The sequence below is a fragment of the Bacillus sp. GB_SG_008 genome (assembly GCF_052038115.1).
GTDB lineage: Bacteria > Bacillota > Bacilli > Bacillales > Bacillaceae_G > Bacillus_A > Bacillus_A rhizoplanae.
On record NZ_JBPZSK010000001.1, the window covers coordinates 548,234 to 573,757 of the forward strand.

Consider the following 25,524-nt stretch of genomic DNA (forward strand, 5'->3'; position numbering starts at 1 on the left):
TTATGTACAGAAGTTTGCATATAATCAGCTCCTTTTTTGGTAGTATGTGCAAAGGAGGGAATTATATGAAAAAAGACAGTTACTTCTTGCCAGAAGAACTGTCTTTTAAAAAGAATTTATTCCAAAGTTTCGCGATAATCCAAATGATGATAATTCCAATTGAAGCGATAATCGACCAAGCAACGGAAGTTACTTCAAGAGCCATGTTTGGAATAAAAGAGATGATTGAAAATGTTTTATGAAATAACCATTCTGCAATATGGAATATAGATTGTAATAAGAGTGCAATTGCAAGTAAGATTCCTGTCATAATTTGTTTTCCTCTTTTTTTCCACACAGCATTCACCTCATTAACTCATGAGTTTTAAACCAACCGCACCGCATAAGATGCAGCTTAAGAAAGCAAGGCGGCGCCAATCAGCAGATTCGCGGAAAATGATAATACCAAGCAGTGCGCTTCCTGCAGTTCCGATTCCCGTCCAGATTGCGTAAGCCGTTCCCATTGGCAGTGTATCCATTGCGAGAGACAGGAAAAGGAAGCTTACACCGAAGTTTGCAGCTAAAATGAGTTTTGGCATCCAACCTTTTTTTTCAGTGGCTATCTTCATAAAGATAACACCAGTAATCTCACATATACCAGCAATAATTAAAAATAACCATGCCATGTTTATGCAGCCTCCTTCTCTACTTGTTCACCTGTTACTCGTTTTAAACCAATAACACCAACAAAAATTAAACCGATAAAAAAGATTTTTACAATCGAAAATGGTTCGCCAAAAACAAAAATTTCTGTTAGCACAATACCTCCAGCTCCGATTCCTGTGAAAACAGCATACACAGTCCCTACAGGGAGTTTTGCATAAGCTTTAAATAAAAGGAAAAAGCTAAAAGCGATTGCTAGCGCTACACCGATCCATTCTAGCGGTGTTGTTGCATGCTTTAAACCAATTACCCAAATAATTTCAATGATTCCTGCTAAAATAACATAAATCCATTCCATCATTCATTCTCCTTCCTACCAGTCGTTAGGTTTGGGGCCGGAAAATGACGTATTGCGTATGCAATACGTCATTTTGATAATCCGCGCCAAAACACTTTCCAAGATGCGTGTAATCGATTTTCAAAGGGTTGTACTCCAGCAAATAAAAATTCAACCATTAATCCGTCAATTAAACACAAATAAGCTGCAACAGCTTCTGCTACTTCAATGTTACAAAGTTCTTTTTTTTCTTTTGCGTGTTCAAATATAGGTACTAGAAGCTGCCCGATGTTTTCAATGTATGCATTTGCTTTTTCTACAATTTGCTCGCGAAAGGCATCGGGTGGAAAAAATGAAGTGCGAAGCCAAAACATTGTTTCAATGCCCTCTTGAAAGCGATGACCGTAATCTTTAAGAAGGCGGAATAAAAAGTCTCCAAACGGTGCATTTTCTGGATTCGTAACATACTGTTTAAAGAATTGTAGATCCTTTTGTAAGGCTTCTTCTAAGCAAATAAAATATAGCTCTTCTTTTCCTTTAAAATGTGCGTATATGGACGGCTTCTTAATACCAACATCTTGTGCAATGTTTGCTAGTGAAGTTCCTTCATAGCCATAGCGTGCAAAGTGTGAAAGTGCTACAGATTTTATGCGGTTTGCTGTCATGTTCATCCCCTACCTACCGTTCGTTAGTTAAAGTATAAGATAAAAAAAATATATAGTCAAGAAGGACAAGTATACAAAATTGAACCGTGTAAAGCTCTAATAATAGGAGCTTTACACGGTTCCTCGTTCAATTAAACGAAATGGTAATTCTTCAGAAGTCCCTATAATTTTCTCATGTTGTACTTGTTCATAAAATAGTGAAAAAGCACGGTTCCCCATTGCTAGTCCAGGATGTTCAATGGTGGTTATTTCTAGTGCCTCAGAAATGGGATGATTGTCAAATCCAAGAATTGCTAAATCTTCTGGGACTCGCAATCCTTGTTTTTTCGCTTCTGTTAATAAGCCAGCAGCCACTTGGTCGCTTGCAGCGAAAAGAGCGGTGGGGCGATTTTTCATAGTTAGTATATTTTTGATTACGTTTGCGCCGTCCTGAATGTTGTAACAATGATAAAATAGCCAGTCTGTCTGTGCGCGTTTTCCAACTGTACGAAGCGCATCAAAGAATGCTTGCTCGCGCTGTTTTGTACTCACACTTTTTTCGCGTGCTAAACAAAATCCAATGTGTTCGTGTCCGTTTTGTAATAAATATTCTGTCCCAATACGGAAGCCGTCATAATGATTGACAAACACAGAAGATATAAGAGGATGTAGCAGTTTTTCACACGAAATGATAGGAGCGAACTTTGCATAAGGTTCAATTGCATCCCATGAGCTTGCTCGGGAACAAATAATCATTCCATCAAATTGTTTCATCTTCATCATTTCGAGGACACGTATTTCCTCAATGCTATCGTAGTTTGTTTGACAAAGATTAATGCGATATCCTGCTTCAAGCGCCTTGTTTCCAATTCCTTCAATAATTGTACTAAAGTACGGCAGATTAATAAAAGGAAGCATAACACCAATCGTATATGTTTTTCCTTTTAGAAGATGAACTGCATTTACATTTTTGGCATAATTCAATTCTTCAACAGCGTCTAGGACGCGTTTTCTTTTTTCTGCACTGACATATGGATGTTCATTTAAGACGCGTGAAACAGTCGTAATAGAGACTCCGGCCGTTTTCGCAATTTGTTTTATATTTACCATATGTTTCACCTCTATTTTCATTATACAGGAAAAGGATAAGGAAAATAGAGGTGAAACACTTGACATGAAAAGCTTTTCATACTCTATTTTGTTAATAATGCTTCTTCTATTCGCGTAACAATCATACTTGGCGTGAGAATAGGGAAGGTATTTTTGTCAAATTGTGTGAGATAAACGAGGAAAGTTTTAAGAGGTGGAACAGGAAGAAACAGAGAATATGAACATAACATACGAAAGCTTCAATTGTATCTTGATAGAAAAGAGAATGTTGAGAAAGGGCGGATACACATTGAAAAAACGGATGCTATGTTTCGTGTTTTCTAGTATGGTGCTAACTGCATGTTCTTTTCAACAAACGATGATCGAGGAAAAAAATTTTGCAGCAAGTTTAGAGGCAAGTGAAGATATGATGTCTGATCCAGTATCGGTACAAGCTGTAAAAAACGTTCTCCCGTTTTCGTTTCAAACACCATCATATTTACCGTATGAGTCAAAAGATAACCCAAAAGCAGTAGTTCGAAAAATGGGAGATAAGCGCATTGCTCTTGGTATTAAATATGAACGACGTGAAAAAAGCATGAAAGATTATATTGAATTAACAGTTGCCAACTTTTCGTATAATTTTCCTTTTATTGTAGAACAAAATCATTTTCAAGAGGAAGTAAAGCTTGAAAATGGTATAACAGCTTATTTTAAAAGTAGTGACGGAGAAATGGATGGAGAAGATATTGCAACGCTCACTTGGAAAGAGAAGGAAGTGGAATACCAGTTGCTTTACCGAAATGTTCGGGATCAAGATAGTGAAGATGTAAAGAAAAATTTAATGTATATCGCTAGTAAAATGGAATGAAATAGCTAGCTTGTGACAGACAAGCTAGCTATTTATTATGAATTTTTCTTTTTCACCTTACCAGACCAAGTTTTAAAGCCGCCTTGCAATTGATAAAATTCTTTGTAACCGTGCTTCTTTAAAAACTGTGCTGCGCGGCCTGTTCGGAAACCGTTTTGGCAATACATATAAATCGGTTGATCAGTACGAAGTTCTTTGTAACGAAGACGTATTTGTGAAATCGGGATATTGCGCGCTCCTAAAATATGACCAGCATTATATTCGTCCGCCTCACGAACATCGATAAGTTGTGCTTTACGATATCCAGCGCGAAATTCTTCTTCTGGAAGTGTTTTAACTAATTTTTTCTGATAGAAATACATCCATACAGAGTAGCCGATGAATCCTACGGTTATGGCTAGTAAAATAATGACATTTGTTGACACGATTGTATCGCTCCCTTTTTTCTTATCCTACTTTCAATATTATAATGCCCATATGTATTTATGCAACAAGTTCATTTTGTATTAGAAGAAATTTCGTATTCTTTCACAAATTTTGTCGAATTTGATAGACTAGAGAATGTGAGAAAAATTAGTTATATGAGGTGTGGGATGGAAAAGGAAAAATGGTGTTATATAAATTCTGGTGAATGCTCTCCGGCGTTTAATATGGCGTTAGATGAATGTTTATTAAATTGGCAAAGTGAAAAGAAAATGCCACCAACAATTCGTTTTTATGAGTGGGAAGTTCCGACGTTAACAGTGGGATATTTCCAACGTGCTTCAAAAGAAATTGATATGGATGCAGTGAATAGAAATGGTTTTGGCTTTGTACGCCGTCAAACGGGTGGCCGAGGCGTTCTTCATGATAATGAATTAACCTATAGTGTAATTGTATCTGAAGATCATCCAAGCATGCCTAAAACAGTGACGGAAGCATATCGCGTCATTTCACAAGGTTTGTTGGATGGATTTAAAGAACTAGGTTTAGAAGCATATTTTGCAGTACCAAAAACAGCGGAGGAGCGCGATAATTTGAAAAATCCGCGTTCAGCAGTTTGTTTTGATGCTCCGTCATGGTATGAGATCGTTGTAGAAGGGCGCAAAATTGCTGGAAGTGCACAAACGCGTCAAAAGGGAGTTATTTTACAGCACGGCTCAATTCCGTTAGAAATTGACTTAGATACGCTGTATGATTTGTTTCTGTTTCCAAATGAACGTGTGAAAGAACGTATGAAAAAAATGTTCTCTTCAAAAGCAATCGCAATTAATGAATTAACAGATCGTACATTTACAATTAAACAACTTATCGATGCATTTCAGATTGGATTCGAGAAAGGGTTAAATGTTGAACTTGTTCCGTATCAGTTAACAGAAGAACAACTGCATGAAGTTGAAACATTAGCAAAAGAAAAATATGAAAGTGACGAATGGAATTATAAAAAATAAGGAGATGGGTGATCCATCTCCTTATTTTTTATAATAAGTTCAATACTTTTTCTACTTTAATGCCCTTTTGCTTTAGTGATCGTAAACGGTTTACAACATCCATAATTTCTGCATCAAATGCTACCGATATTCCTTGTTTTTGTAATTCATCTTTTAAATTTTCGATAGAATCGTCTACATCCATACCAAGTTCGTAATCCTGACATACATCCACAGCTTGTTTTACAAGACGAACATATTTTTCTTGTAATTCAGAGTTTGGTTGATTCGTTACAGGTTGTTTAACTGGAACTACTGGTTGTACTGGAGTTGACACAGTTACTTCTTTTTGTACTGTAGTTGGTACAGTTACTTCTTTTTGTACAGGCGTTGGTGCAGCTTTGACTACTGGTTCTGGACGCGCTGGCTTTGGAATTGATGTTGGAGTAGGTGCAACATTTACAACTGGTTTTGTTACAGGTGTCACTTCTTTTGAAGTTTCAACTGCTGTCTTTTTGTTTGGAGTTTCGACAACTGATAGTGTATTGTCTTCTAGTTCTGCCGTTTCTTCTTTTGTTCCTTTACTCCACATGACGCGTTCGATCTGCAGTGAAACATTGTTTTTGTTCATTGCGCTTAATGTCACTTTACCAACTTCAGCATTGCCAGTAAAATCGACAATTTTATAAATAACGCTCTTGTTCCAATCTACGTTTCCGCTCAAAAATAATTCTTCGTTACATTTTGGCGTTAAGCCCTCGATTTTAATTTCTGCGTTTACACCGTTTTCACTATATACCATAATTAGCGAAGCATTTACATCTTCGTCTGCTAACATTAGTTCACGTACCATTTTGCCGGTGCGTACTTGCGTTTTCTTCTTAAGTGACATCAAATTTCCCCTCTCAAAAATTCAGTAATAATAAAAAAATCGTATAACGAAAAATAATTGCTCACGAAGAAATATGATACCGATAATAAAAGCATCACGTCAACAATTTACTTTAATTATTTTGTATTTTTCTTTTTTGTTTATGTTATTTTTCTTTTTGTAAATTTATACAAGCGAAAAACAGCCCAGAACAGAGCTGTTAAAACCTTGAGGCTTTAAATAAAAATTTATATAAAATGTAGAAGAAAAGGGCTAATACGACACCTTGCCATATCGTTAAGTGATAGGATAGATACTCTTTTTAAAAAGTGAATATTTAAGAATACAGATGAGTGAAAGTGGAAAAGTTTGAACCGAGTTTTCATCTAGTCTTTCGCTCATACTAAGAAAAGAAGGTGAAGATTACTCTGGAACCATTTATCCCGCTATTCGCGGGCAGTAAGACCCCCACCGCAAGTTTGAGAGAGAAGCGAGGAAGATAGGTGGGGGATAACTGCCCGTAAAAGCCCGATTGGTGAGAGCTTTCCATCAGTGGGAGATGAAGAAAACCCCACCTTAAACTGGGCTATGCTCTGCGCGTTTTGAAGATGGGGTTTTCTTGCCCATTTTTCGATAAATATTTTCCAAATACTGAAATGCAATATTTTCCATGATAGAACCTACGTTATGTATGTGGGTTCTTTTGTGTATTGGGAAAATAGGCCTGTTTCCACTCTTGTCACGATATCCTTTCTGTTGTATCATTTTATTGATTGCTTAGTGCGGAATATATAAAATGAATTGGATGGAGGAAACCGATGCCTACTCCTAGTATGGAAGATTATATCGAACAAATTTATTTGTTAATTGAAGAAAAGGGATATGCCCGTGTATCTGATATTGCCGAAGCGCTTAATGTACATCCATCCTCTGTAACAAAAATGGTACAAAAACTTGATAAAGATGAATATCTAATTTATGAAAAATATAGAGGGCTTGTATTAACAACAAAAGGGAAAAAGATTGGTAAGCGCCTTGTTTATCGTCATGAATTGCTAGAGCAGTTTATGCGTATTATCGGTGTAGATGAAAGTAAGATTTATAATGATGTAGAAGGAATTGAACATCATTTAAGCTGGGAAGCTATCGATCGTATTGGCGATTTAGTGCAGTACTTTGAGCAAGATGAGCTTCGCGTTGAGAAGCTTCGTGGTGTTCAAAAGGCAAATGAAGAACAGGCGCAGTAAGAGACGAGAGGGAACTGAGGATCAGTTTCCTTTTTTGTTTGTAAAAAAGGGAGATTGGTGCACAGCGTAGAATATATATGCTGATTACACACATAGGGGGAAGATATGTTGAAAGCGATTGTGTTTGACTTTGATGGACTCATTGTAGATACAGAAACGGCATGGTTTGCAGCATATCAGGAAATTGTACGTGAATACGGAGGAGAATTGCCACTTGAAGAGTTTGCAAAATGTATTGGAACGACAGATGAAGTCTTACATACATTTTTGCAAGGTGAGTTAAAAGAAAAATGGAATAAAGAGCATATAGAAGAAAAAGTAGAAATATTGCATCGTGAAAAAATGAAATTACCTGTGTCTCGTGAAGGGGTAAACGAGTATTTAGAAGAAGCAAAGAAACTCAATTTGAAAATTGGTTTGGCCTCTAGTTCCTCAAGGAAATGGGTGACGAATTTTTTGAAGGAATTGGGATTACAAAAATATTTTGAGGTTATTAAAACGAAAGAAGATGTATTACAAGTAAAACCGGACCCAGCACTATACGTGAGTGCTGTTAATGAACTTGGTGTACATCCTTCTGAAGTCATTGCTTTTGAAGATTCCGTGAATGGAGCAAGGGCTGCAGTTGCAGCCGGGTTAAAATGTGTAATTGTGCCAAATGAAGTGACGAAATCCTTGTCTTTTGAAACGCATCATTTACGTTTAAACTCTATGAAAGATAAGAATTTAGCAGAGGTTATTGAATTTATTAAGCAAAAGTAAAAAAGACCACGCTTCTCTAAAAGGAAGCGCGGTCTTTCTTTTTGCCTTTTTTTCCTTCAATAACTGTTAAGTGAGATTGCTTTCGTTTTCGTTTTAGGAAGGAAGTATTTCCTTTTTTTCCTTTAGCATCGGAAGCATTTTTCTTTAACAAATTTTTACTTAGGGGTGTTACATTTTGTTTTCCATATTTTCGGTTCGATTGTTTCGCAGCACGTTTGTAGGAAGATTGTGAGTTATTAGCTGAACCGCTTGAACTCGTAAGCATCTTATAAAGTAAATAAAAGACACCGAAAACAATGAGCGCTATTGCAATGTTTTTTACAACTCCCATTGGATTTTCAATTGTGAATGATACAAGGCTAAATACTGCTAACCCAACAATTACAACAAATAGAGCGAACATAAATGAGCGAGCCTTCATAAGGAACACCTCCTAAAAAGAAAGATATTTTAATTAGTTTATTAACGAAAGGCGAAGGAGTTGAATAATAATATGAAAAAGTTATTGCTGTCTCTTTTCTAGACGCAATAGTTCTTCAAAAGATGCAATTGCTACTTCAACTTGATCATCTGTTGGTTCTTTCGTTGTTAACAGCTGAAGCCATAGACCGGGATATCCTAATGCGCGGAGTACTGGAACGCTTCGTAAGCTGTTTGTAAATTGCAGTACTTCAAATGAAATACCAAGCACTACAGGAATGAGCAAAATACGATTTATAAGACGAACCCAAAGAGGATCTGTTGGAACGAGAAAATATACAAACATCCCAATAATAACAGTAAATAAAATGAAGCTACTACCGCACCGATAATGGAGACGAGTTTGTTTTTGTACGTTTTCTACTGTCAATGGAAGATTATTCTCATAAGCATTAATTACTTTATGTTCCGCCCCGTGATATTGAAATACACGTTTAATAAGTGGAGTCAATGAAACAAAGTAAATGTAGCTGAGTAATAATACAAGCTTAATGATACTTTCGACAATGATTTGCCCAGTATGAGATGGGAAAACGGGTCTTGTCAGTTCTGCTAAAAGTGCAGGAACCGCAGTGAAAATCACTTTTCCGAAGATAAAGGATAAGACCCCGACTGCTGCAACGCTAAGTATCATCGTTAGCTTCGATTGTTCTTCTTTTTTGGGTACGAATTGTTCATCATCTGCAGGATGTACATCAAAGCGTTCTGAAGCGAAGTTTAAATGCTTTGCCCCGTTTGCACTTGCATCAATAATTGCCGCGATGCCGCGTAAAAATGGAATCTTTTTAAACATTGATAACACTTTATTACGGGCACGAGGTAATCGATAAAATTCGATAGATTTATCTTTGCGACGAATCGCTGTAACAGTATATTCTCTACCGCCAAACATAACTCCTTCTACTACTGCTTGACCGCCGTAGATTTGTTTTGTCTTCTCTGTCATGTCAACACCAACCTGTATTTGTTTCTCTCTTATCAGAAAAGAGGTAGCGACTCTAGGTGTTGTCATTATATTGCATGACAACACTACAGTTTCCTTTATTTTATCGACAAAAGTGTACTTCTGACAAGGAAAATCAGCAGGTTAGTCAGACATTTCCTATTCTTTTTATAGACAAATTCTGCAGTATTTAAACATGCTTTAAACAAGTTTCGGACATACTAGTAGGCGGAGGTGTGGATGTGAAACAAGAACAATCTGTCACGAAAAAAATAGCCCAAATTGGTGTGTTTGGAGGTTTGTTTTGGGGAGCTGTTTGGTACTTTCTCCATATTTTTTCTTTTACTGATGCGGGTCCAAACTATTTGTTGCTCCCGTTTGCGCTTGGAAATTGGAAAGAAGGTGTATGGGGAAACGTAACGGCAATTGTGTGTATGGGGATTCTTTCAATTGTTGTGGCGTTTGTATATAAGGTAACTTTGAGTAAGTTTGAAGGTGTGATTCCAGGCATTATATACGGTCTTATATGGTGGGGAATATTATTTTTTGTAATTGGATCTGTTGCACCTGTCATAAGAAGTGCGTTAGAAATGCCTAGGACAACAATTATAACGACAGCATGTATTTTTATTTTATATGGTGTTTTTATTGCATATTCTGTTTCGTTTGAGGTGAATAACGAAAAGGGTATAGGGAATGGGGAAAAGACAAACTATTCAAATAAGTGAGAGGTATGGTAAAATGTTATATAGACATTTTTTTTATTAAGGAGTTAGGTATATGAATAAATTGCTCCTCGTTAACGGGCCTAATTTAAACCGCCTCGGTGTGAGAGAGGTTAATGTATATGGTACGGGAACATTAGCATCGCTAGAAACAGATATGAAACAACAAGCAGAAAGTTTGGGAGTGGAGCTAGAGTGTTTCCAATCCAATCATGAAGGTGCCATTATTGATATCATTCATGAGGCTGAGGGTACATATAAAGGAATTATTCTAAATCCAGGAGCATTTACGCATTATAGCTATGCAATTCGTGATGCGATTGCGAGCGTTTCGATTCCTGTTGTTGAAGTGCATATTTCAAATATTCATCAGCGCGAATCGTTTCGTCATGTATCTGTTACGGCGCCGGTCACAGCAGGACAAATTGTGGGATTTGGTTTGTACGGCTATCACTTAGCGTTACTTGCATTATTGGAGAAAATCGGGGAGGCATAATCAATGGAGAAACTTACAAAATTAAGAAGTGCATTTGGAGAAGCTGGTATTGATGGCATTCTATTAACGAATCAACATAGCCGTAGATATATGACAAACTTTACAGGAACGGCAGGAGTTGTATTAATTTCAAATGAACGCGCTTTGTTTATTACAGATTTTCGCTATGTTGAACAAGCGCAAAAACAAACGGTGGGCTATGAGATCGTGCAGCATACAGGTGCGATTCTTGAAGAAGTTGCAAAACAAGTAAAAGACTTAGGAATCCAAAAGCTTGGTTTTGAGCAAGATACTCTTACATACAGCTCTTATACGGCATATAAAGAAGAAGTTGATGCAGAATTTGTTGCAACTTCTGGTATTGTGGAAAAGTTACGCTTGATTAAGACTGATTCAGAGATTAAGATATTAAAGGAAGCTGCACAGATTGCAGATGCTGCCTTTGAACATATTCTATCATTTATTCGCCCGGGAGTATCTGAGATTGAAGTGTCAAATGAACTTGAATTTTTCATGAGAAAGCAAGGAGCAACTTCTTCTTCGTTTGATATTATCGTTGCTTCGGGACTTCGTTCAGCATTGCCGCACGGCGTGGCATCTGAAAAATTGATAGAAAATGGAGATTTTGTTACATTAGACTTCGGTGCTTACTATAAAGGATATTGCTCTGATATTACTCGTACAATTGCAGTAGGTGAGCCGTCCGACAAATTAAAGGAAATTTATAATATCGTATTAGAAGCGCAGCTACGCGGTGTAAACGGCATTAAAGCTGGTTTAACTGGCCGTGAAGCTGATGCGTTAACGCGTGACTACATAACTGAAAAAGGATACGGTGAGTATTTTGGGCATTCTACAGGTCATGGAATTGGTCTGGAAATTCATGAGGGACCAAGTTTGGCATTCCGCTCTGAAACGGTACTTGAGCCAGGAATGATTGTGACTGTAGAACCTGGAATTTATATTCCAAATGTAGGCGGAGTTCGCATTGAGGATGATATTATAGTAACAGCTGAAGGTAATGAAGTGTTAACTAAATCTCCGAAAGAACTTATTATTTTGTAATACACAGGAGGATTTTTTGCATGATTTCAGTAAACGATTTTCGTACAGGTTTAACAATTGCGGTGGACAATAGCCTATGGCAGGTTATAGATTTCCAACACGTAAAACCAGGTAAAGGTGCAGCGTTCGTTCGTTCTAAACTACGTAACCTTCGTACAGGTTCTGTTCAAGAAAAAACATTCCGTGCTGGTGAAAAAGTAGAAAAAGCACATATCGAAAACCGTCGTATGCAATATTTATATGCAAGCGGTGAAGCTCATGTATTCATGGATAATGGAACATACGAGCAAATCGAACTTGCTGACAAGCAAATCGAACACGAATTAAAATTCTTAAAAGAAAATATGGAAGTAGCAATCATGACATATCAAGGCGAAGTACTTGGTGTAGAACTTCCAAACACTGTTGAGTTAAAAGTTGTTGAAACAGAACCAGGTATTAAAGGTGACACAGCTTCTAACGTAACAAAACCAGCTACATTAGAAACTGGTCTAGTTGTACAAGTACCAATCTTCATTAATGAAGGTGAAATGCTTATTATCAACACAGGAGAATCAAAATACGTTTCTCGTGCGTAATTGAAAGAGGCACTCATGGGTCATCCATGAGTGCCTCTTTTTATCCCGCATTAACGGGCAGTAAGACCCCCACCTCAAGATTCAGAGAGAAGCAAAGAAGATAGGTGGGGGCTAACTGCCCGTAAAAGCCCGATTGGTTCAACTAACCGTCAGTGGGGGATGAATAAAACCCCCACTGACGGAAGTTTCACTTTATGTGAAATAAGGTATGTAGTAAATGACGGTAATAATAAAACTAATCGTAAGCAGAAGGAGGGTTCCAATCATATAGGGATTCATACGAACTTGAAAAGGTGTTACTTCCCCGGTATCAACTCCTGTCCAGCTTTTTGTGATAGCACGCTCCATATTGGCGTTGCGATTCATATTTAAAAGCAATAGCCAAGTGATACTGAAAATGGCTAAACTCCCTAAAAAGAAAATTTCTATAAATGACCAATCAATAAGTTTTGTAAATAAGAAAATAGCAACTATTTCTACTGAGATAGTAAGAGTGATTTTAGAAACTTTCATACTTTTCTCCTTTTTTGTTCCAGTATACCATAATTTAACAGAAAATTCTGCCTATTTCTGTTTGATAATTAAAAAATTACTTTTCTGCTTCTGAAATAGACAACCCTTGCATATGGTTGTACAAACGTACTCTTTCATCTTGTTTCAGCAAGATATATGTGTGCTGTTAGAACGGTGTAAGGATAACGAGAGAAGGTGAGAGGATGAAGCAGTGGCTAGCGGCATTTGAAACGTCTGTGCTCGTGATGGCGCTTCTTAGAATCTTTTCGGGGAGCATGGAGATTTTCGCCGCTTTGCTTATGTTGTATTTCAATGATGTAAAAAAAGCATTGTTCGTAAATGGCATGCTTGCATTTGTTGGACCGACTGTTTTGATTGTGACGATGTCAGTTGGAATTGCGAGTGTTACGAACGAAATTTCATTTTTGAAACTATTTTTTCTGGTGCTTGGGATTGGTTGTATTTTTATTGCAGTACTGAAATAGCGATGTGATGGGGAGAGAGCTATGAAAGAAGTATTAGAGATGTTGCCAAAGCAAATCGAACGTTTTATACAAGACTGCAAAGAATATGACACATTAGAAGAAATACGGATTCGGATTGGTCGGCCGCTTGAATGTATTGCGCGCGGGGAAGCGCATTTTTATAACTATATCGTGACGGTAGAAGACGCGGCATATTTACTGAATAAATTGAGTCAATATTCACTTTATACGATGGAAGAAGAGCTGAAGCGAGGGTATGTCACGCTGCGTGGGGGACACCGGGTTGGCCTAGCAGGAAAGGTAATTATGGAAAAGAGTGCAGTGAAAATGATTCGAGATGTGGCGTCATTTAATATTCGAATTGCTCGGCAGAAAATGGGGATTGCTGAGCCTCTCTTACCGTATTTATACGAGAAGCGTTGGCTAAATACGATGATTATTGGTCCGCCGCAAACAGGGAAAACAACATTATTGCGTGATGTAGCGCGCTGTATGAGTGCCGGTGTTCCAGGGCAACATGTTCCTTCTTGTAAAGTTGGTATCGTAGATGAAAGATCAGAAATTGCTGGATGCGTGAAAGGTGTTCCGCAATATGAGTTTGGAACAAGATTAGATGTGCTAGATGCGTGTCCAAAAGCAGAAGGTATGATGATGATGATTCGTTCAATGAGTCCCGATATATTAATCGTTGACGAAATTGGCCGGCAAGAGGATAGCGAAGCGATTATGGAAGCTGTTCATGCTGGTGTTCAATTGTTTATTAGTGCACATGGATTTGGATACGAAGACATACTGAAACGACCTTCGCTGCGAAAAATCATAGAGCTGGGCGTGTTTGAACGTTTTATTGAACTTTCTAAAATAAAAGGACCAGGAACTATTATAAACATGAAAGATGGTAACGGAAGGCCAATGCGCCGAGGGGAGAAGGTGCTGAGCGTATGATTAAATTCTTTGGCGCTGCACTTATTGTTGCGGTATCAACGTTTTTTGGTTTTTCACATGCGAAAAAATATAGTGAGCGCCCTCGTCAACTGCGATTGTTAAAGGCTGCCCTGCAATCGTTAGAAGCGGAAATTATGTATGGGCATACTCCGTTATCTGAGGCAGCTGCACGCCTTGTAAAACAAATGCCAAAGCCTTTGAACTGGTTTTTTCATAGCTTTCATGAGCGATTACAAACGGGAGAGCAAACTGTACGGGAAGCGTGGATGGATAGCTTACAAGAAAATTGGAAACTCACAGCACTGAAGCAAACAGAATATGAAATTTTACAGCAATTTGGAGAAACGTTAGGACAACACGATCGCGAATCACAGCAAAAGCATATTCGTTTATGTATTACACATCTAGAGAGAGAAGAAGGCGAAGCAAAGGAAATGCAAATCCAGTACGAAAAAATGCTGAAAAGTTTAGGCGTATTAGCAGGATTACTTATCGTTATTTTATTGTTGTAAGGGGGAATGGTAATGTCGATCGATGTAGGATTAATCTTTCAAATTGCAGGTATTGGTATTATTTTAGCTTTCATTCATACTGTGCTGAAAGAACTAAAGCGAGAAGATATTGCCAATTGGGTTATTCTCGTTGGTTTTGTTGTTATTTTATTTCAGGTTGCATTTTTAATTAACAATTTGTTTGACAAGATTAAAAGCGTCTTTCTCTTTCAGTAAAGGGGGGCGATTCGAATCGAAATATTACAAATTGTAGGACTTGGGCTTGTGGCGACTTTTTTGGCGGCAGTATTGAAGCAGCATAAATCGAGTATAACTTCATTGTTTGTTGTATTTGTCAGTAGCGTTATGTTTTTACTTGTAATCGATCAAATTCACTCCATTTTAACGATGATTGAGCGTATTGCAAATGAAGCGAAAGTGAGCAATGTGTATGTGGAAACGCTGCTGAAAATTATTGGAATCGCTTATATTGCAGAATTTGGCGCACAAATTACGAAAGATGCAGGACAAGGAGCGATTGCTTCAAAAATCGAATTGGCAGGAAAAATTTTAATTTTAGTGATGGCGATTCCAATATTAACGGTTGTAATTGAAACAATTCTCGGTTTTTTGCCAACCGGATAAAGGAGGGATAAATCGTGCGATCGTTTGGAATAAAGCTTTTGTTTGCTTTTTTCCTCTTTTTTTCTTTACCAATTATTGTACAAGCTTCTCCCTTAGAACAAAATGTTGTGGATGAACAGCTAGGAAAGCTTGGAATAGAAGATGTAAAGAAATATTGGGATGACCTTGTTGTAAAGTACGGGGGATATTTGCCGGAAAGCCAAAAGGGAAGTTTTATGGAGTTTGTAAAAGGAGAAAAAAATTTTTCGATTAAAGAGTGGATGATAGGATTACTAAAATATTTATTTCATGAATTACTGGCTAATGGAAAGCTACTTGGAACGCTGATTATGCTTACTATTTTTAGTGCACTTCTTCAATCGCTTCAATCTGCTTTTGAAAAAAGCAGTATTGGGAAAATAGCAGATGCTGTTGTATATATGGTACTTATCGTTTTTGCTTTAAATAGTTTTTACGTTGTAATGACATATGCAAGAGACACCATTCAAACAATGATAGATTTTATTTTAGCGCTCCTCCCTATTTTGTTGGCACTCATCGCTACTGGAGGCGGTGTTGTATCTGTTTCCTTCTTTCATCCAATTATTGTTTTTCTTATGAATACGAGCGGGATGCTCATGAATTTCATTGTTTTACCGCTTCTTCTGCTTGCAACGATTTTAAGTATTGTAAGTACAATGAGTGATCAATATAAAGTCACAAAATTGTCCAAGCTGCTTCAAAATGTTAGCGTTAGCATCATTGGCATTTTCTTAACAATCTTTCTTGGTGTGCTATCTGTACAAGGAACGGCAACAGCAGTAGCGGATGGGATTGCTGTTAAAACAGCAAAATTTGTAACCGGAAACTTTATTCCAGTTGTGGGGCGAATGTTTACCGAAGCGGCAGATACAGTACTTAGTGCATCTGCATTATTAAAAAATACAATTGGAATTGTTGGGATGGTTATTTTATTACTTATCGTTGCTTTTCCTGCTATTCAAATTTTTTGTATTGCTTTCATTTATAAATTTGCAGCAGCAGTGTTGCAGCCTGTTGGTGGAGGGGCAATTATCCAATGCTTGGATATTATCGGGAGAAGCATTATATACGTGTTTGCTTGCTTGGCTATTGTATCGTTTATGTTTTTTTTAAGTATCACTATTATTATCGCAGCTGGAAATATTACGTTAATGATGCGTTAGGGGGGGATCAGGTTGCAATTTGTAGTAGAGTGGATTCGGAATATTATTGTGTTTCTACTATTAGCGACGATGCTTCATATGTTACTTCCTAATTCAAATTTACAAAAGTATGTCAAATTTGTTGTTAGTTTGCTTCTAGTTGTTTTAATCTTAACGCCCTTGTTTAGATTGCTACAAACAGACGTTCGAGATGTAATTGCAAACGTTAGTCAAGATAAGTATGTGGCAAACGGATTAATAGAAAATCAAATTGATACAAAGAAAAAAGAAATACAAGCTTCACAACGTGCATATATTTTAGAACAGATGGCTGTCCAAATGAAAAAACAAGTTGGGAAAGAACTGGAAGAACAATATGGCATGGCCGTTATGAGTTTGCAGATAAAAGTACCAGAAGAGAAAAAGGAAGTGAAATCTCAGCAAGATATTCAGTCTGTTGTCGTAACACTTCAACAAAAGGAACGCAATCGAGAAGGGGCTATTGAAACAATTCAAAAGGTAGAAATTAATTCGAAGGAACCTCGAAAGACATCAGAACAAAACACAGCCGAAATGAAACAATTCTTCTCAAACAAATGGCAATTAGAAGAGAACAAAATTAAAGTTCAGATGGAAGGGAGGATAGGGAAAGTAAATGAATAATAAATTTCAGTTTCTTCTCAAATTTTTTAAAGGAAATGAAAAAGACGAGAAAGAGAAAAAAATAACATCCAAGTTTTTAATCATCTTACTCATACTCGGTGTGCTCCTTATGTTTTCTAGTAATCTCTTTCAAGCAAAAAAACCAGAAGTACCTGTTCTCAAATCACAAACAGGGCAAGAGCAAGTAAAAGATGTCCCGACGTTTGGACAAAAAGGCAGTGATAACAAATCTATCATTGATAAATATGAAAAAGAATATGAACAACAATTAAAAGAAGCGCTAGAAAGTATTACAGGTGTAAAAGATGTATCAATTACAGTCAATCTTGATTCATCTGAAGAAAAAATACTCGACAAAAATACGGTGAAGCGATCGCAAACGACAAATGAAACAGATAAAGAAGGTGGAACACGAAAAGTTGAAGATGAGTCTACTGATGATAAAACGGTAATTATACGTGAAGGGGATAAAGAAACTCCTATTGTACTCAAAACAGAGAAACCGAAAGTTCGCGGTGTTCTTGTTGTTGCAAAAGGAGTGGATAATATACAAGTAAAACAAATGGTGAGAGAGGCTGTTACTCGTATGCTTGATGTCCCAAGCCACCGTGTATCTGTCTTGCCAAAAAAGAATTAGGGAGGAAATAAAGTGCTAAAAAAACAAACAGTTTGGTTATTAACGATGTTAAGTTTAGTTGTTGTTCTTTCGGTATACTATGTAATGACGCCAGATAATAAAAGTAAGGTTGTTACAACATCTCTTGAAGAAGTAACGAAAGAGAAGCAAGGACCTGAAAAGGAAACAAACAAAAAAGAAACAAGTAAAAAAGAAGGTAATGTATCTAGTCATTCTGCTAGTGAGGATAGTTTCACAGCACTACGTTTGAAAATGGAGGATCAGCGCAGTGAAATGAAAGAAAAATTGCAAGATGTAATGAACTCAACAAACGCTTCTGCTGAAGAGAGAAGTAAAGCAAAAGATGAATTTAATGCATTAAGTGATTTAGCAGCCAAAGAAACGTTATTAGAAACATTAATTAAAACAGAAGGTGGCTATAAAGACGCACTTGTACGTGCAGATGGAAATGACATTAAAGTGACAGTGCAAGCAGCGAAGCTCTCTGCAAAAGAAGCAAATAAAATTATGCAGCTTGTAAAAAGTGAAACGGGCTTAATGGCAGATGTTCGATTTGAAATAGCAAAGTAAAAAGCTATCGATTTTTCGATAGCTTTTTTTGTTTACTAGAAGTTAGTCTAGCAATCGTAGTTCGGTTTCTTTCACTTTTATAGGAAAAATTTGTTGTGAGTAAAAAATCATTGGTTCTTGATGAAGGTGATTACTTTGTCCGCATTTCATTTGAATAGCGAGAGCTACACCCCAAATAATAACAGTTGGTAGAAAGAGAATAAGCCAAATGTTCACGTTTCCACACCTCACTGTATATGATTCTACTTTGACGATACTCCTTTTATATGAAGGGGATATGAAGTGGAGGTAAATAAACTTTGAATATTTAGTAAAAAATATATAAACTTACATAATAAGGAAGAATACGTTGTTTTTTTAGAAGTGGTCTTGCCAATTTTGAGTGAAACTTGGTATTATTACTAGGTGATAAAATATACCATACTGTTATTTTCACAGAAGATTTTATTTATCATAAAGAAAAATAAATTGGAATGTTGAAAATATTTATCGTAAGATGGATATATATAGTATGAAACTTCATAGTATTTTTTTATTAAGAGTATGGGAAGTAACTTATTATTGGCTGTTATAGCAGGATTTAGTGAAACTTTCATCAGTGGCGTTTATAACTGATGGTTTGTAGAAGCAGCCAAGCTGTTGCAGCAGGACAAACAAGTATATAGGAGTGGATTTTACATGTTTAAAATTCAGGAAGTTCGTGAATTGATTAAGTTGATTGATGATTCTAATATTGATGAATTTGAATACAAAAAAGATGGTACTACAATTAAGATGAAAAAGCGTGGTAATGAAGTAGTTGCTGTGCAACCTGCTCCTGCAGCGCAGAAACCTGTACAAGCTATAGCAACAGAAGTGGTTGCTGCGCCAGCTCAAGCTGAAACGCCAAAACAAGAGGAGAAACCAGCAGTACAAGAGGAGAACTTACAAAAGATTACTTCTCCAATGGTTGGAACGTTCTATGCATCTCCATCACCAGATACGCCTGCATATGTAAATGTAGGAGATCGCGTATCAGAAGGGAAAATTGTTTGTATTGTAGAGGCAATGAAACTCTTTAATGAAATTGAAGCAGAAGTAAATGGAGAAATCGTTGAAATCCTTGTGAATAACGGTCAGCTTGTTGAATATGGACAACCGCTATTTCTTGTAAAAGCATAATAAGGGAGTCTTGAGTTATGATTAAAAAAGTATTAATTGCGAACCGCGGGGAAATTGCTGTACGAATTATTCGTGCTTGTAAAGAAATGAATATTGAAACAGTTGCAATTTATTCTGAGGCAGATAAAGAAGCGCTTCATGTACAAGTGGCAGATGAAGCATACTGCGTTGGTCCAACTGTATCAAAGGAGAGCTATTTAAACTTAACGAACATTATTAGTGTTGCGAAATTAACAGGCTGTGATGCAATTCACCCTGGATATGGATTTTTAGCAGAAAATGCTGATTTTGCAGAGCTTTGTCGTGAATGTAATTTGATTTTTATCGGTCCAAGTCCAGAAGCTATTTCAAAAATGGGCACAAAAGACGTTGCACGTGATACAATGAAAGAAGCAGGGGTTCCGATTGTACCGGGTTCACAAGGAATCATTAAAAATACCGAAGAAGCTGTAGCACTCGCAGAGAAAATTGGATATCCTGTTATTATTAAAGCAACAGCGGGCGGCGGCGGCAAGGGTATTCGCGTTGCGCGCAATGAAGAAGAGCTTGTGAAAGGGATTCAAATTACACAGCAAGAGGCAAGTACCGCTTTTGGAAACCCTGGTGTATATTTAGAAAAGTACATTGAAGATTTCCGTCATGTCGAAATTCAAGTGATGGCAGATAATCATGGTAATGTCATTCATTTAGGAGAGCGTGATTGTACAATTCAGCGTCGTTTGCAAAAGCTGTTAGAAGAGTCGCCTTCTCCAGCTTTAGATGCTACCATTCGTCAACAAATGGGAGAGGCAGCAGTAAAAGCAGCGGCAGCAGTAGATTATACAGGTGCCGGCACAGTTGAATTTATTTACGAATATAAAACGAAAAGTTTCTATTTTATGGAAATGAATACGCGGATTCAAGTCGAACATCCTGTAACTGAAATGGTAACGGGAGTAGATCTTATTAAAGAGCAGATTCGTGTTGCGTCAGGAGAGCAGTTATCGCTGCAGCAAGAAGAAGTACAATTTAACGGTTGGGCAATTGAGTGCCGAATTAATGCGGAAAACCCTGCCAAAAACTTTATGCCATCTCCAGGGAAGGTAGAAATGTATTTACCGCCAGGAGGATTTGGTATTCGCGTCGATTCAGCTGTATATCCTGGGTATACGATTCCGCCTTATTACGATTCGATGGTTGCAAAGCTTATTGTTTACGGAAAAACACGTGAAGAAGCAATTGCAAAAATGAAGCGAGCGCTAAGTGAATTCGTCATTGAAGGTGTACATACGACGATTCCGTTTCATTTACAACTTCTTGACCATCCTGAGTTTGTACAAGGTGAATTTAACACTAAGTTTCTAGAACAGCATGATTTAACGGCGCACTGATACATTTAAAGGAGGTTTTTTCATGGCTGATCATATGTTAGACATGGGGCAAGACACAACTCTTGGTAAAGTAGAAATCGCACCGGAAGTAATTGAAGTAATTGCAGGTATTGCTGCTTCTGAAGTAGAAGGTGTAGCGGCAATGCGTGGTAATTTTGCAACAGATGTTGTTGAGAAGTTAGGGAAGAAAAATCACGGAAAGGGCGTAAAAGTAGAGTTAGCAAACGATGACATTATCGTTGATGTTTATGTATTAATGTATTTTGGTGTAGCAATTCCAGTTGTTGCACAAAATATTCAAGATAATATTCGTCAAGCGCTTCTTACAATGACAGGCCTTGAACCGAAAGAAGTAAACGTGCATATCGTTGGTGTAACATTTGAGACACCAAAGACAGAAATTGAGCCAGTGTAATACTAAAAAAGGTGCCTCGTTATACAGGCACCTTTTTTTATCGTTTTGTATACCTCTATTTAAGTTCCAGAAACATTATATTATTCAAAAAAATGAAAAAAATATAAGGGTAAATACGTATTTTTGAAAAAAACGTACATTGTGGTATGATATGGAACTTGGAGTTAATCTTTTTATTATTTTTCCGTTAGGGAACTCGTGTATGAAACGATAAATTGTGGTATTATCATTGTATTATAAGGTTGAAAACTCAGCGGAAATTATAAAGAGTAAGTAATTCGACGGCTTATAAATTATAATAATATAACAAAACATAAGGAAGACTTGAAGTATAAAGGAGAGTTATAATGAAACGTAGGACGGCTAGAGAAAGAGCAATGCAAGCACTCTATCAAATGGATATTACCGGAGAATATAATCCGAAAGCTGCAGTAGAAAATACACTTGAAGAAGGCGAAAGTACAAATGAATTTTTAGAAACACTTGTCTTCGGGTGTGTAGAGCATAAAGAAGTAATCGATGAGCTTATTCGTCAAAATTTAAAAAAGTGGAAATTAGAGCGCATTAGCATTGTTGATCGCAGTATTTTACGACTTGCTGTGTATGAAATGAAATATATGGAAGATATTCCGCATAGCGTATCTATTAATGAGGCAATTGAAATTGCAAAAGCATATGGGGACGACGAATCTCGTCGTTTTATTAACGGCGTTTTATCTAGTATAAAGTAAACTCTCATCTGTGGGGAGCTTCACCCCACAGATGATTAGTAAAACTAATTAAGCTTTTACGAGCAGTTAACCTTCACCTATCTTCTTTGATTTTTCAAATCTTTAAGGTGAGGGCCCTACTGCTCGTTAGAGCGGGGTAGAAGAAAAGTAGCTTTGTAATTTTTTAAGGGGGAATTTTAACATGGTAGCAGTAATCATCAAAGGAAATGAAGTTGCAGAGAAAAAGCGAGCACAGTTAAAAGAGAAAGTTGCAGAACTAAAAGAACAAGGGATTGTACCAGGACTAGCTGTGATTTTAGTTGGGGATGATCCAGCTTCTCATTCGTATGTAAAAGGGAAAGAAAAAGGATGCGAACAAGTTGGCATTTATTCTGAATTAATTACATTTCCTAATACAATTACACAAGATCGTTTATTAGCAGAAATCGAACGTTTAAATAACGATGATCGTATTCACGGTATTTTAGTGCAATTACCTTTGCCAAATCACATTGAAGAAAAAGCTATCATTGAAAAAATTTCTCCTGAGAAAGATGTGGATGGTTTCCACCCAATTAGTATCGGTCGTATGATGACAGGACAAGATACGTTCCTTCCATGTACACCGCACGGCATTTTAGAATTAGTAAAAGAAACAAACCTTGATATTACAGGGAAACACGTAGTTGTTATTGGACGAAGTAATATTGTTGGAAAACCAGTAGGACAACTGTTTTTAAATGAAAATGCGACAGTTACTTATTGTCATTCAAAAACAGCGAATATAAAAGAATTAACGAAGCTAGCTGATATTTTAATTGTTGCAGTTGGAAGAGCAAAAATGGTAACAGCTGACTATGTAAAAGAAGGCGCAGTTGTAATCGATGTCGGAGTAAACCGTTTAGACACAGGGAAGTTGTGCGGTGATGTTGACTTTGATGATGTATTAAACGTTGCAGGCTATATTACCCCAGTACCAAAAGGCGTAGGTCCAATGACAATTACAATGCTACTAGAAAATACAGTACTATCTGCAGAGCGCGCAGGTGTTGTTTGTAAGTAATTGCAAAGCGGCTATGAGGAGAGAAAGATGGAAAAGCAATATTTAACCGTTACAGCATTAACTCGTTATATGAAAACAAAAATAGAGTATGATCCTCATTTACAGTCTGTTTGGTTAAAAGGAGAAATTTCAAATTTTAAATATCATAGCCGCGGTCATATGTATTTCACATTAAAAGATGAAAATGCAAGAATTGCTGCGGTCATGTTTGCAAGTCATAATCGTAATATGAAATTTAGACCAGAAGACGGGATGACAGTGCTTGTAAAAGGGAAAATCTCTGTTTATGAAGCAAGTGGTTCATACCAAATTTATGTTCATGATATGCAGCCAGATGGAGTAGGGAATCTTCATTTAGCATATGAACAGTTAAAGGCTCGTTTAGAAGAGGAAGGGCTGTTTTCACAAGTATATAAACAACCGATTCCTGCTTATCCAACAACAATTGGTGTTATTACGTCACCAACGGGTGCGGCGATTCGGGATATTATAACGACGATTACACGTCGTTATCCTATTGGAAATGTAATTGTATTTCCAGTTCTTGTACAAGGGGAGTTCGCAGCTCCCTCGATTGTACAGGCTATTGAAAAAGCAAATGAAATGAACGATATGGATGTACTAATTGTTGGTCGCGGTGGAGGTTCAATTGAAGAACTATGGGCGTTTAATGAAGAAACAGTAGCCCGGGCAATCTTTACGAGTCAAGTTCCGATTATTTCTGCTGTTGGTCATGAAACAGATTTTACAATTGCTGATTTTGTTGCGGATTTAAGAGCGCCAACGCCAACAGCGGCAGCTGAATTGGCAGCGCCTCACATTCTCGAATTAGAAGAAAAAGTGATGCAGCGTACACTTCGGTTAACGCGAGCGATGCGTGAGATGATGAACTATAAGCAGGAGCATCTGCAAGCATTACAAAAATCATATGCGTTTCGTTATCCAAAACAACTGTATGAGCAAAAGGAAGAACAATTGGATCGTACAATTGATAAGCTGATGCAAACGAAAGAACGTTACATAGAGAAGAAGGCGAATCAGCTTCAGCAGCTGTCATTTTATTTAGGAAAGCATCATCCTTCGCAAAAAATTGAGCAAACAAAGCTTATGGTGGACGCATTGCAAAAACAACTGCAACGCGAAATGCAAACTCTTCTACAAGCGAAAGAGTTTGCTTTTACAAGGGCAGTAGAGAAGTTAGAAACGTTAAGTCCTCTTAAAGTGATGATGCGAGGCTACGGTCTTGTCTATAACAATAAAAAACAGGTGTTAAAAAGCGTGAAAGAAATTGATCTTGGAGATGCGGTTGCAGTACAGCTTCAAGATGGTGTGTTAGAATGTAATGTATGGGGAATAGAGGAGCGTGAACTAGGCGATGGAAAATAAAGTGAGCTTTGAAGAAGCGATTGCAAAGCTTGAGCAAATTGTTTCTAAGCTTGAACAAGGCGATGTTCCGCTTGAAGAAGCAATTTCGTATTTTAAAGAAGGTATGGAACTTTCTAAGCTTTGCGATGACAAATTGAAAGATGTACAAGACCAAATGGCAGTTATACTTGGTGAAAACGGTGAACTTCGTCCTTTTACTGCCCTAGGAGATGAAGCATAATGGCGTATATAGCTTTTGATGCTTTTATGAAAGAGAGCAAAGCACTTGTTGAAGAACAGCTTGTCCGTTATGCAAATACATTACAATGTCCGAATGTGCTTCGCGAAGCGATGGCATATTCATTAGAAGCGGGCGGAAAGCGTCTCCGGCCGTTACTTTTACTTGCGACGCTACAAGCGTTTGGGAAAGATAGAGATTTAGGAATAGATACAGCCTGTGCACTAGAAATGATTCATACATATTCTTTAATTCATGATGATTTGCCTTGTATGGATGATGATGACTTACGCCGTGGAAAACCGACAAATCATAAAGTATTTGGTGAAGCGATGGCTGTATTAGCTGGTGATGGATTGTTAACATATGCATTCCAAGTTGTAACAGGGCAAGAGCATAAAGACATTACTCCTGAAATAAAGATGCGCATTGCGTTAGAACTTGCAAAAGCAGCAGGACCAGAAGGAATGGTTGGAGGACAAGTTGCGGATATGGAAGCGGAAGGGAAACAGTTAACGCTTCACGAGTTAGAATATATTCATAAGCATAAAACTGGCCGTTTATTAGAATTTGCAGTATTAGCTGGTGCGCTATTATCAGGGGCTACGACTGAGCAACAAGAAAAACTACTTACATTTGCGAAGTATGTTGGACTTGCTTTTCAAATTCGTGATGATATTTTAGATGTAGAAGGAACAGAAGAAGAAATTGGGAAACCGGTCGGAAGCGATATGACAAATGAAAAAAGTACATATACAACGTTGTTTACACTAGAAGAAGCGAAACAAATTTTAGAAGAAACAATTGCAAAAGCAAAAGACGCAATTTCTTCTTTACAATTACAAGATGAATATTTGTTAACAATTTGTGATTTAATTGCAAAGCGTAATCACTAGTATCAGAACGTTTTCATTTGTTGAGCCATCGGGGA

36 protein-coding genes are annotated in these 25,524 nt (G+C 37.2%); 25 read left to right on the forward strand and 11 right to left on the reverse strand.

Annotated elements, in window-relative coordinates:
* Window positions 1-79: 79 nt before the first annotated feature.
* From ACTDJC_RS02720 to ACTDJC_RS02740, 5 genes are all read right to left on the reverse strand, one after another.
* Window positions 80-337, reverse strand: a complete 258-nt coding sequence (locus ACTDJC_RS02720; RefSeq protein ID WP_440602599.1) for a DUF3975 family protein — start codon at window positions 335-337, stop codon at window positions 80-82.
* Window positions 338-350: 13 nt separating this feature from the next.
* Window positions 351-665 carry a DMT family transporter gene (locus ACTDJC_RS02725; protein ID WP_098307688.1) on the reverse strand — a complete coding sequence of 105 codons (315 nt, stop codon included), beginning with the start codon at window positions 663-665 and terminating at the stop codon, window positions 351-353.
* A 2-nt stretch (window positions 666-667) separates the two neighbouring features.
* A complete protein-coding gene (locus tag ACTDJC_RS02730; protein WP_253630397.1) occupies window positions 668-1,000 on the reverse strand; it encodes a DMT family transporter in 333 nt (110 codons plus the stop codon).
* 68 nt (window positions 1,001-1,068) lie between these two features.
* Window positions 1,069-1,650: a TetR/AcrR family transcriptional regulator gene (locus ACTDJC_RS02735; protein WP_253630396.1), complete on the reverse strand. Its 582-nt coding sequence runs from the start codon at window positions 1,648-1,650 to the stop codon at window positions 1,069-1,071.
* 105 nt (window positions 1,651-1,755) lie between these two features.
* The gene (locus ACTDJC_RS02740; RefSeq protein WP_440602600.1) at window positions 1,756-2,733 is read right to left on the reverse strand and encodes a LacI family DNA-binding transcriptional regulator; all 978 of its coding nucleotides are present in this window, start codon (window positions 2,731-2,733) and stop codon (window positions 1,756-1,758) included.
* Between the two features lie 265 nt (window positions 2,734-2,998).
* Between ACTDJC_RS02740 and ACTDJC_RS02745 the strand changes: the two genes are divergently transcribed.
* On the forward strand, window positions 2,999-3,583 hold the full coding sequence (locus ACTDJC_RS02745; protein WP_440602776.1) for a DNA polymerase III subunit delta: 585 nt from the start codon (window positions 2,999-3,001) through the stop codon (window positions 3,581-3,583).
* A 35-nt stretch (window positions 3,584-3,618) separates the two neighbouring features.
* Here ACTDJC_RS02745 and ACTDJC_RS02750 read toward each other — a convergent pair whose 3' ends face one another.
* Window positions 3,619-4,008, reverse strand: coding sequence for a rhodanese-like domain-containing protein (locus tag ACTDJC_RS02750; RefSeq protein WP_098307680.1), 390 nt, complete (start codon window positions 4,006-4,008; stop codon window positions 3,619-3,621).
* A gap of 168 nt (window positions 4,009-4,176) precedes the next feature.
* On the opposite strand from ACTDJC_RS02750, the gene ACTDJC_RS02755 reads away from it, so the two are divergent.
* The gene (locus ACTDJC_RS02755) at window positions 4,177-5,013 is read left to right on the forward strand and encodes a lipoate--protein ligase family protein (protein ID WP_098307678.1); all 837 of its coding nucleotides are present in this window, start codon (window positions 4,177-4,179) and stop codon (window positions 5,011-5,013) included.
* 28 nt (window positions 5,014-5,041) lie between these two features.
* Here the strand turns inward: ACTDJC_RS02755 and ACTDJC_RS02760 are convergent, their stop codons facing one another.
* On the reverse strand, window positions 5,042-5,884 hold the full coding sequence (locus tag ACTDJC_RS02760; protein WP_429708677.1) for a hypothetical protein: 843 nt from the start codon (window positions 5,882-5,884) through the stop codon (window positions 5,042-5,044).
* Between the two features lie 797 nt (window positions 5,885-6,681).
* On the opposite strand from ACTDJC_RS02760, the gene mntR reads away from it, so the two are divergent.
* Both mntR and ACTDJC_RS02770 read left to right on the forward strand, forming a co-directional pair.
* Entirely contained in the window at window positions 6,682-7,110 is a 429-nt protein-coding gene (mntR, locus tag ACTDJC_RS02765; RefSeq protein ID WP_098307673.1) for a transcriptional regulator MntR, read from the forward strand.
* A gap of 105 nt (window positions 7,111-7,215) precedes the next feature.
* Window positions 7,216-7,872: an HAD family hydrolase gene (locus ACTDJC_RS02770; protein WP_098307671.1), complete on the forward strand. Its 657-nt coding sequence runs from the start codon at window positions 7,216-7,218 to the stop codon at window positions 7,870-7,872.
* 16 nt (window positions 7,873-7,888) lie between these two features.
* Here the strand turns inward: ACTDJC_RS02770 and ACTDJC_RS02775 are convergent, their stop codons facing one another.
* Both ACTDJC_RS02775 and ACTDJC_RS02780 read right to left on the reverse strand, forming a co-directional pair.
* Window positions 7,889-8,293, reverse strand: coding sequence for an SA1362 family protein (locus ACTDJC_RS02775; protein ID WP_098307669.1), 405 nt, complete (start codon window positions 8,291-8,293; stop codon window positions 7,889-7,891).
* Between the two features lie 81 nt (window positions 8,294-8,374).
* Window positions 8,375-9,298 carry a DUF1385 domain-containing protein gene (locus tag ACTDJC_RS02780; protein WP_098307667.1) on the reverse strand — a complete coding sequence of 308 codons (924 nt, stop codon included), beginning with the start codon at window positions 9,296-9,298 and terminating at the stop codon, window positions 8,375-8,377.
* Window positions 9,299-9,537: 239 nt separating this feature from the next.
* On the opposite strand from ACTDJC_RS02780, the gene ACTDJC_RS02785 reads away from it, so the two are divergent.
* The 4 genes from ACTDJC_RS02785 to efp are packed head-to-tail and all read left to right on the forward strand — an operon-like array spanning window position 9,538 to window position 12,159.
* Window positions 9,538-10,023: a YqhR family membrane protein gene (locus ACTDJC_RS02785; RefSeq protein ID WP_440602601.1), complete on the forward strand. Its 486-nt coding sequence runs from the start codon at window positions 9,538-9,540 to the stop codon at window positions 10,021-10,023.
* Between the two features lie 52 nt (window positions 10,024-10,075).
* On the forward strand, window positions 10,076-10,516 hold the full coding sequence (aroQ, locus tag ACTDJC_RS02790) for a type II 3-dehydroquinate dehydratase (RefSeq protein WP_098307663.1): 441 nt from the start codon (window positions 10,076-10,078) through the stop codon (window positions 10,514-10,516).
* Between the two features lie 3 nt (window positions 10,517-10,519).
* Window positions 10,520-11,581 (forward strand): Xaa-Pro dipeptidase, encoded by a 1,062-nt coding sequence (pepQ, locus tag ACTDJC_RS02795; RefSeq protein ID WP_098307661.1) that lies wholly within the window; start codon window positions 10,520-10,522, stop codon window positions 11,579-11,581.
* A gap of 20 nt (window positions 11,582-11,601) precedes the next feature.
* Window positions 11,602-12,159 (forward strand): elongation factor P, encoded by a 558-nt coding sequence (efp, locus tag ACTDJC_RS02800; RefSeq protein WP_253630390.1) that lies wholly within the window; start codon window positions 11,602-11,604, stop codon window positions 12,157-12,159.
* A gap of 192 nt (window positions 12,160-12,351) precedes the next feature.
* Here the strand turns inward: efp and ACTDJC_RS02805 are convergent, their stop codons facing one another.
* A complete protein-coding gene (locus ACTDJC_RS02805; protein WP_440602602.1) occupies window positions 12,352-12,672 on the reverse strand; it encodes a hypothetical protein in 321 nt (106 codons plus the stop codon).
* A 203-nt stretch (window positions 12,673-12,875) separates the two neighbouring features.
* Here ACTDJC_RS02805 and ACTDJC_RS02810 point away from each other — a divergent pair, with 203 nt between their 5' ends.
* Genes ACTDJC_RS02810 through ACTDJC_RS02850 form a run of 9 tightly spaced genes read left to right on the forward strand, consistent with a single transcriptional unit; the run spans window position 12,876 to window position 18,271 of the window.
* Window positions 12,876-13,157: a YqhV family protein gene (locus ACTDJC_RS02810; RefSeq protein WP_141524987.1), complete on the forward strand. Its 282-nt coding sequence runs from the start codon at window positions 12,876-12,878 to the stop codon at window positions 13,155-13,157.
* Between the two features lie 21 nt (window positions 13,158-13,178).
* Entirely contained in the window at window positions 13,179-14,102 is a 924-nt protein-coding gene (spoIIIAA, locus tag ACTDJC_RS02815; protein ID WP_098307653.1) for a stage III sporulation protein AA, read from the forward strand.
* Complete coding sequence (spoIIIAB, locus tag ACTDJC_RS02820) at window positions 14,099-14,614, forward strand: stage III sporulation protein SpoIIIAB (protein ID WP_098307651.1); 516 nt, start codon at window positions 14,099-14,101, stop codon at window positions 14,612-14,614. Before spoIIIAA ends, spoIIIAB begins: the two co-directional genes overlap by 4 nt.
* Before the next feature lie 12 nt (window positions 14,615-14,626).
* Window positions 14,627-14,830, forward strand: a complete 204-nt coding sequence (gene spoIIIAC, locus ACTDJC_RS02825) for a stage III sporulation protein AC (protein WP_020061584.1) — start codon at window positions 14,627-14,629, stop codon at window positions 14,828-14,830.
* Window positions 14,831-14,839: 9 nt separating this feature from the next.
* Window positions 14,840-15,238, forward strand: a complete 399-nt coding sequence (gene spoIIIAD, locus ACTDJC_RS02830; RefSeq protein WP_253631174.1) for a stage III sporulation protein AD — start codon at window positions 14,840-14,842, stop codon at window positions 15,236-15,238.
* A gap of 11 nt (window positions 15,239-15,249) precedes the next feature.
* The gene (gene spoIIIAE / locus ACTDJC_RS02835) at window positions 15,250-16,422 is read left to right on the forward strand and encodes a stage III sporulation protein AE (protein ID WP_098307647.1); all 1,173 of its coding nucleotides are present in this window, start codon (window positions 15,250-15,252) and stop codon (window positions 16,420-16,422) included.
* A gap of 12 nt (window positions 16,423-16,434) precedes the next feature.
* Window positions 16,435-17,064 (forward strand): stage III sporulation protein AF, encoded by a 630-nt coding sequence (gene spoIIIAF, locus ACTDJC_RS02840; RefSeq protein WP_098307645.1) that lies wholly within the window; start codon window positions 16,435-16,437, stop codon window positions 17,062-17,064.
* Window positions 17,057-17,701, forward strand: coding sequence for a stage III sporulation protein AG (gene spoIIIAG, locus ACTDJC_RS02845; protein WP_098307643.1), 645 nt, complete (start codon window positions 17,057-17,059; stop codon window positions 17,699-17,701). Before spoIIIAF ends, spoIIIAG begins: the two co-directional genes overlap by 8 nt.
* A 12-nt stretch (window positions 17,702-17,713) precedes the next feature.
* Complete coding sequence (locus tag ACTDJC_RS02850; RefSeq protein WP_098307641.1) at window positions 17,714-18,271, forward strand: SpoIIIAH-like family protein; 558 nt, start codon at window positions 17,714-17,716, stop codon at window positions 18,269-18,271.
* Between the two features lie 42 nt (window positions 18,272-18,313).
* On the opposite strand, the gene ACTDJC_RS02855 is transcribed toward ACTDJC_RS02850, so the two are convergent.
* The gene (locus ACTDJC_RS02855) at window positions 18,314-18,487 is read right to left on the reverse strand and encodes a DNA recombination protein RecO (protein ID WP_253630386.1); all 174 of its coding nucleotides are present in this window, start codon (window positions 18,485-18,487) and stop codon (window positions 18,314-18,316) included.
* 462 nt (window positions 18,488-18,949) lie between these two features.
* Between ACTDJC_RS02855 and accB the strand changes: the two genes are divergently transcribed.
* The 8 genes from accB to ACTDJC_RS02895 all read left to right on the forward strand — a co-directional run bounded on the left by accB (window position 18,950) and on the right by ACTDJC_RS02895 (window position 25,489).
* A complete protein-coding gene (gene accB, locus ACTDJC_RS02860; protein ID WP_098307637.1) occupies window positions 18,950-19,432 on the forward strand; it encodes an acetyl-CoA carboxylase biotin carboxyl carrier protein in 483 nt (160 codons plus the stop codon).
* Window positions 19,433-19,449: 17 nt separating this feature from the next.
* The gene (accC, locus tag ACTDJC_RS02865; protein WP_440602603.1) at window positions 19,450-20,802 is read left to right on the forward strand and encodes an acetyl-CoA carboxylase biotin carboxylase subunit; all 1,353 of its coding nucleotides are present in this window, start codon (window positions 19,450-19,452) and stop codon (window positions 20,800-20,802) included.
* A gap of 22 nt (window positions 20,803-20,824) precedes the next feature.
* On the forward strand, window positions 20,825-21,217 hold the full coding sequence (locus tag ACTDJC_RS02870; protein ID WP_098307633.1) for an Asp23/Gls24 family envelope stress response protein: 393 nt from the start codon (window positions 20,825-20,827) through the stop codon (window positions 21,215-21,217).
* 347 nt (window positions 21,218-21,564) lie between these two features.
* Window positions 21,565-21,948, forward strand: a complete 384-nt coding sequence (nusB, locus tag ACTDJC_RS02875) for a transcription antitermination factor NusB (RefSeq protein WP_098307631.1) — start codon at window positions 21,565-21,567, stop codon at window positions 21,946-21,948.
* A 181-nt stretch (window positions 21,949-22,129) separates the two neighbouring features.
* Window positions 22,130-22,990 (forward strand): bifunctional methylenetetrahydrofolate dehydrogenase/methenyltetrahydrofolate cyclohydrolase FolD, encoded by an 861-nt coding sequence (gene folD, locus ACTDJC_RS02880; protein ID WP_098307629.1) that lies wholly within the window; start codon window positions 22,130-22,132, stop codon window positions 22,988-22,990.
* A 27-nt stretch (window positions 22,991-23,017) separates the two neighbouring features.
* Entirely contained in the window at window positions 23,018-24,376 is a 1,359-nt protein-coding gene (xseA, locus tag ACTDJC_RS02885; RefSeq protein WP_440602604.1) for an exodeoxyribonuclease VII large subunit, read from the forward strand.
* Window positions 24,366-24,596, forward strand: a complete 231-nt coding sequence (locus tag ACTDJC_RS02890; protein WP_098307625.1) for an exodeoxyribonuclease VII small subunit — start codon at window positions 24,366-24,368, stop codon at window positions 24,594-24,596. Before xseA ends, ACTDJC_RS02890 begins: the two co-directional genes overlap by 11 nt.
* Window positions 24,596-25,489 (forward strand): polyprenyl synthetase family protein, encoded by an 894-nt coding sequence (locus ACTDJC_RS02895; RefSeq protein WP_098307623.1) that lies wholly within the window; start codon window positions 24,596-24,598, stop codon window positions 25,487-25,489. Before ACTDJC_RS02890 ends, ACTDJC_RS02895 begins: the two co-directional genes overlap by 1 nt.
* Window positions 25,490-25,524: the final 35 nt, after the last annotated feature.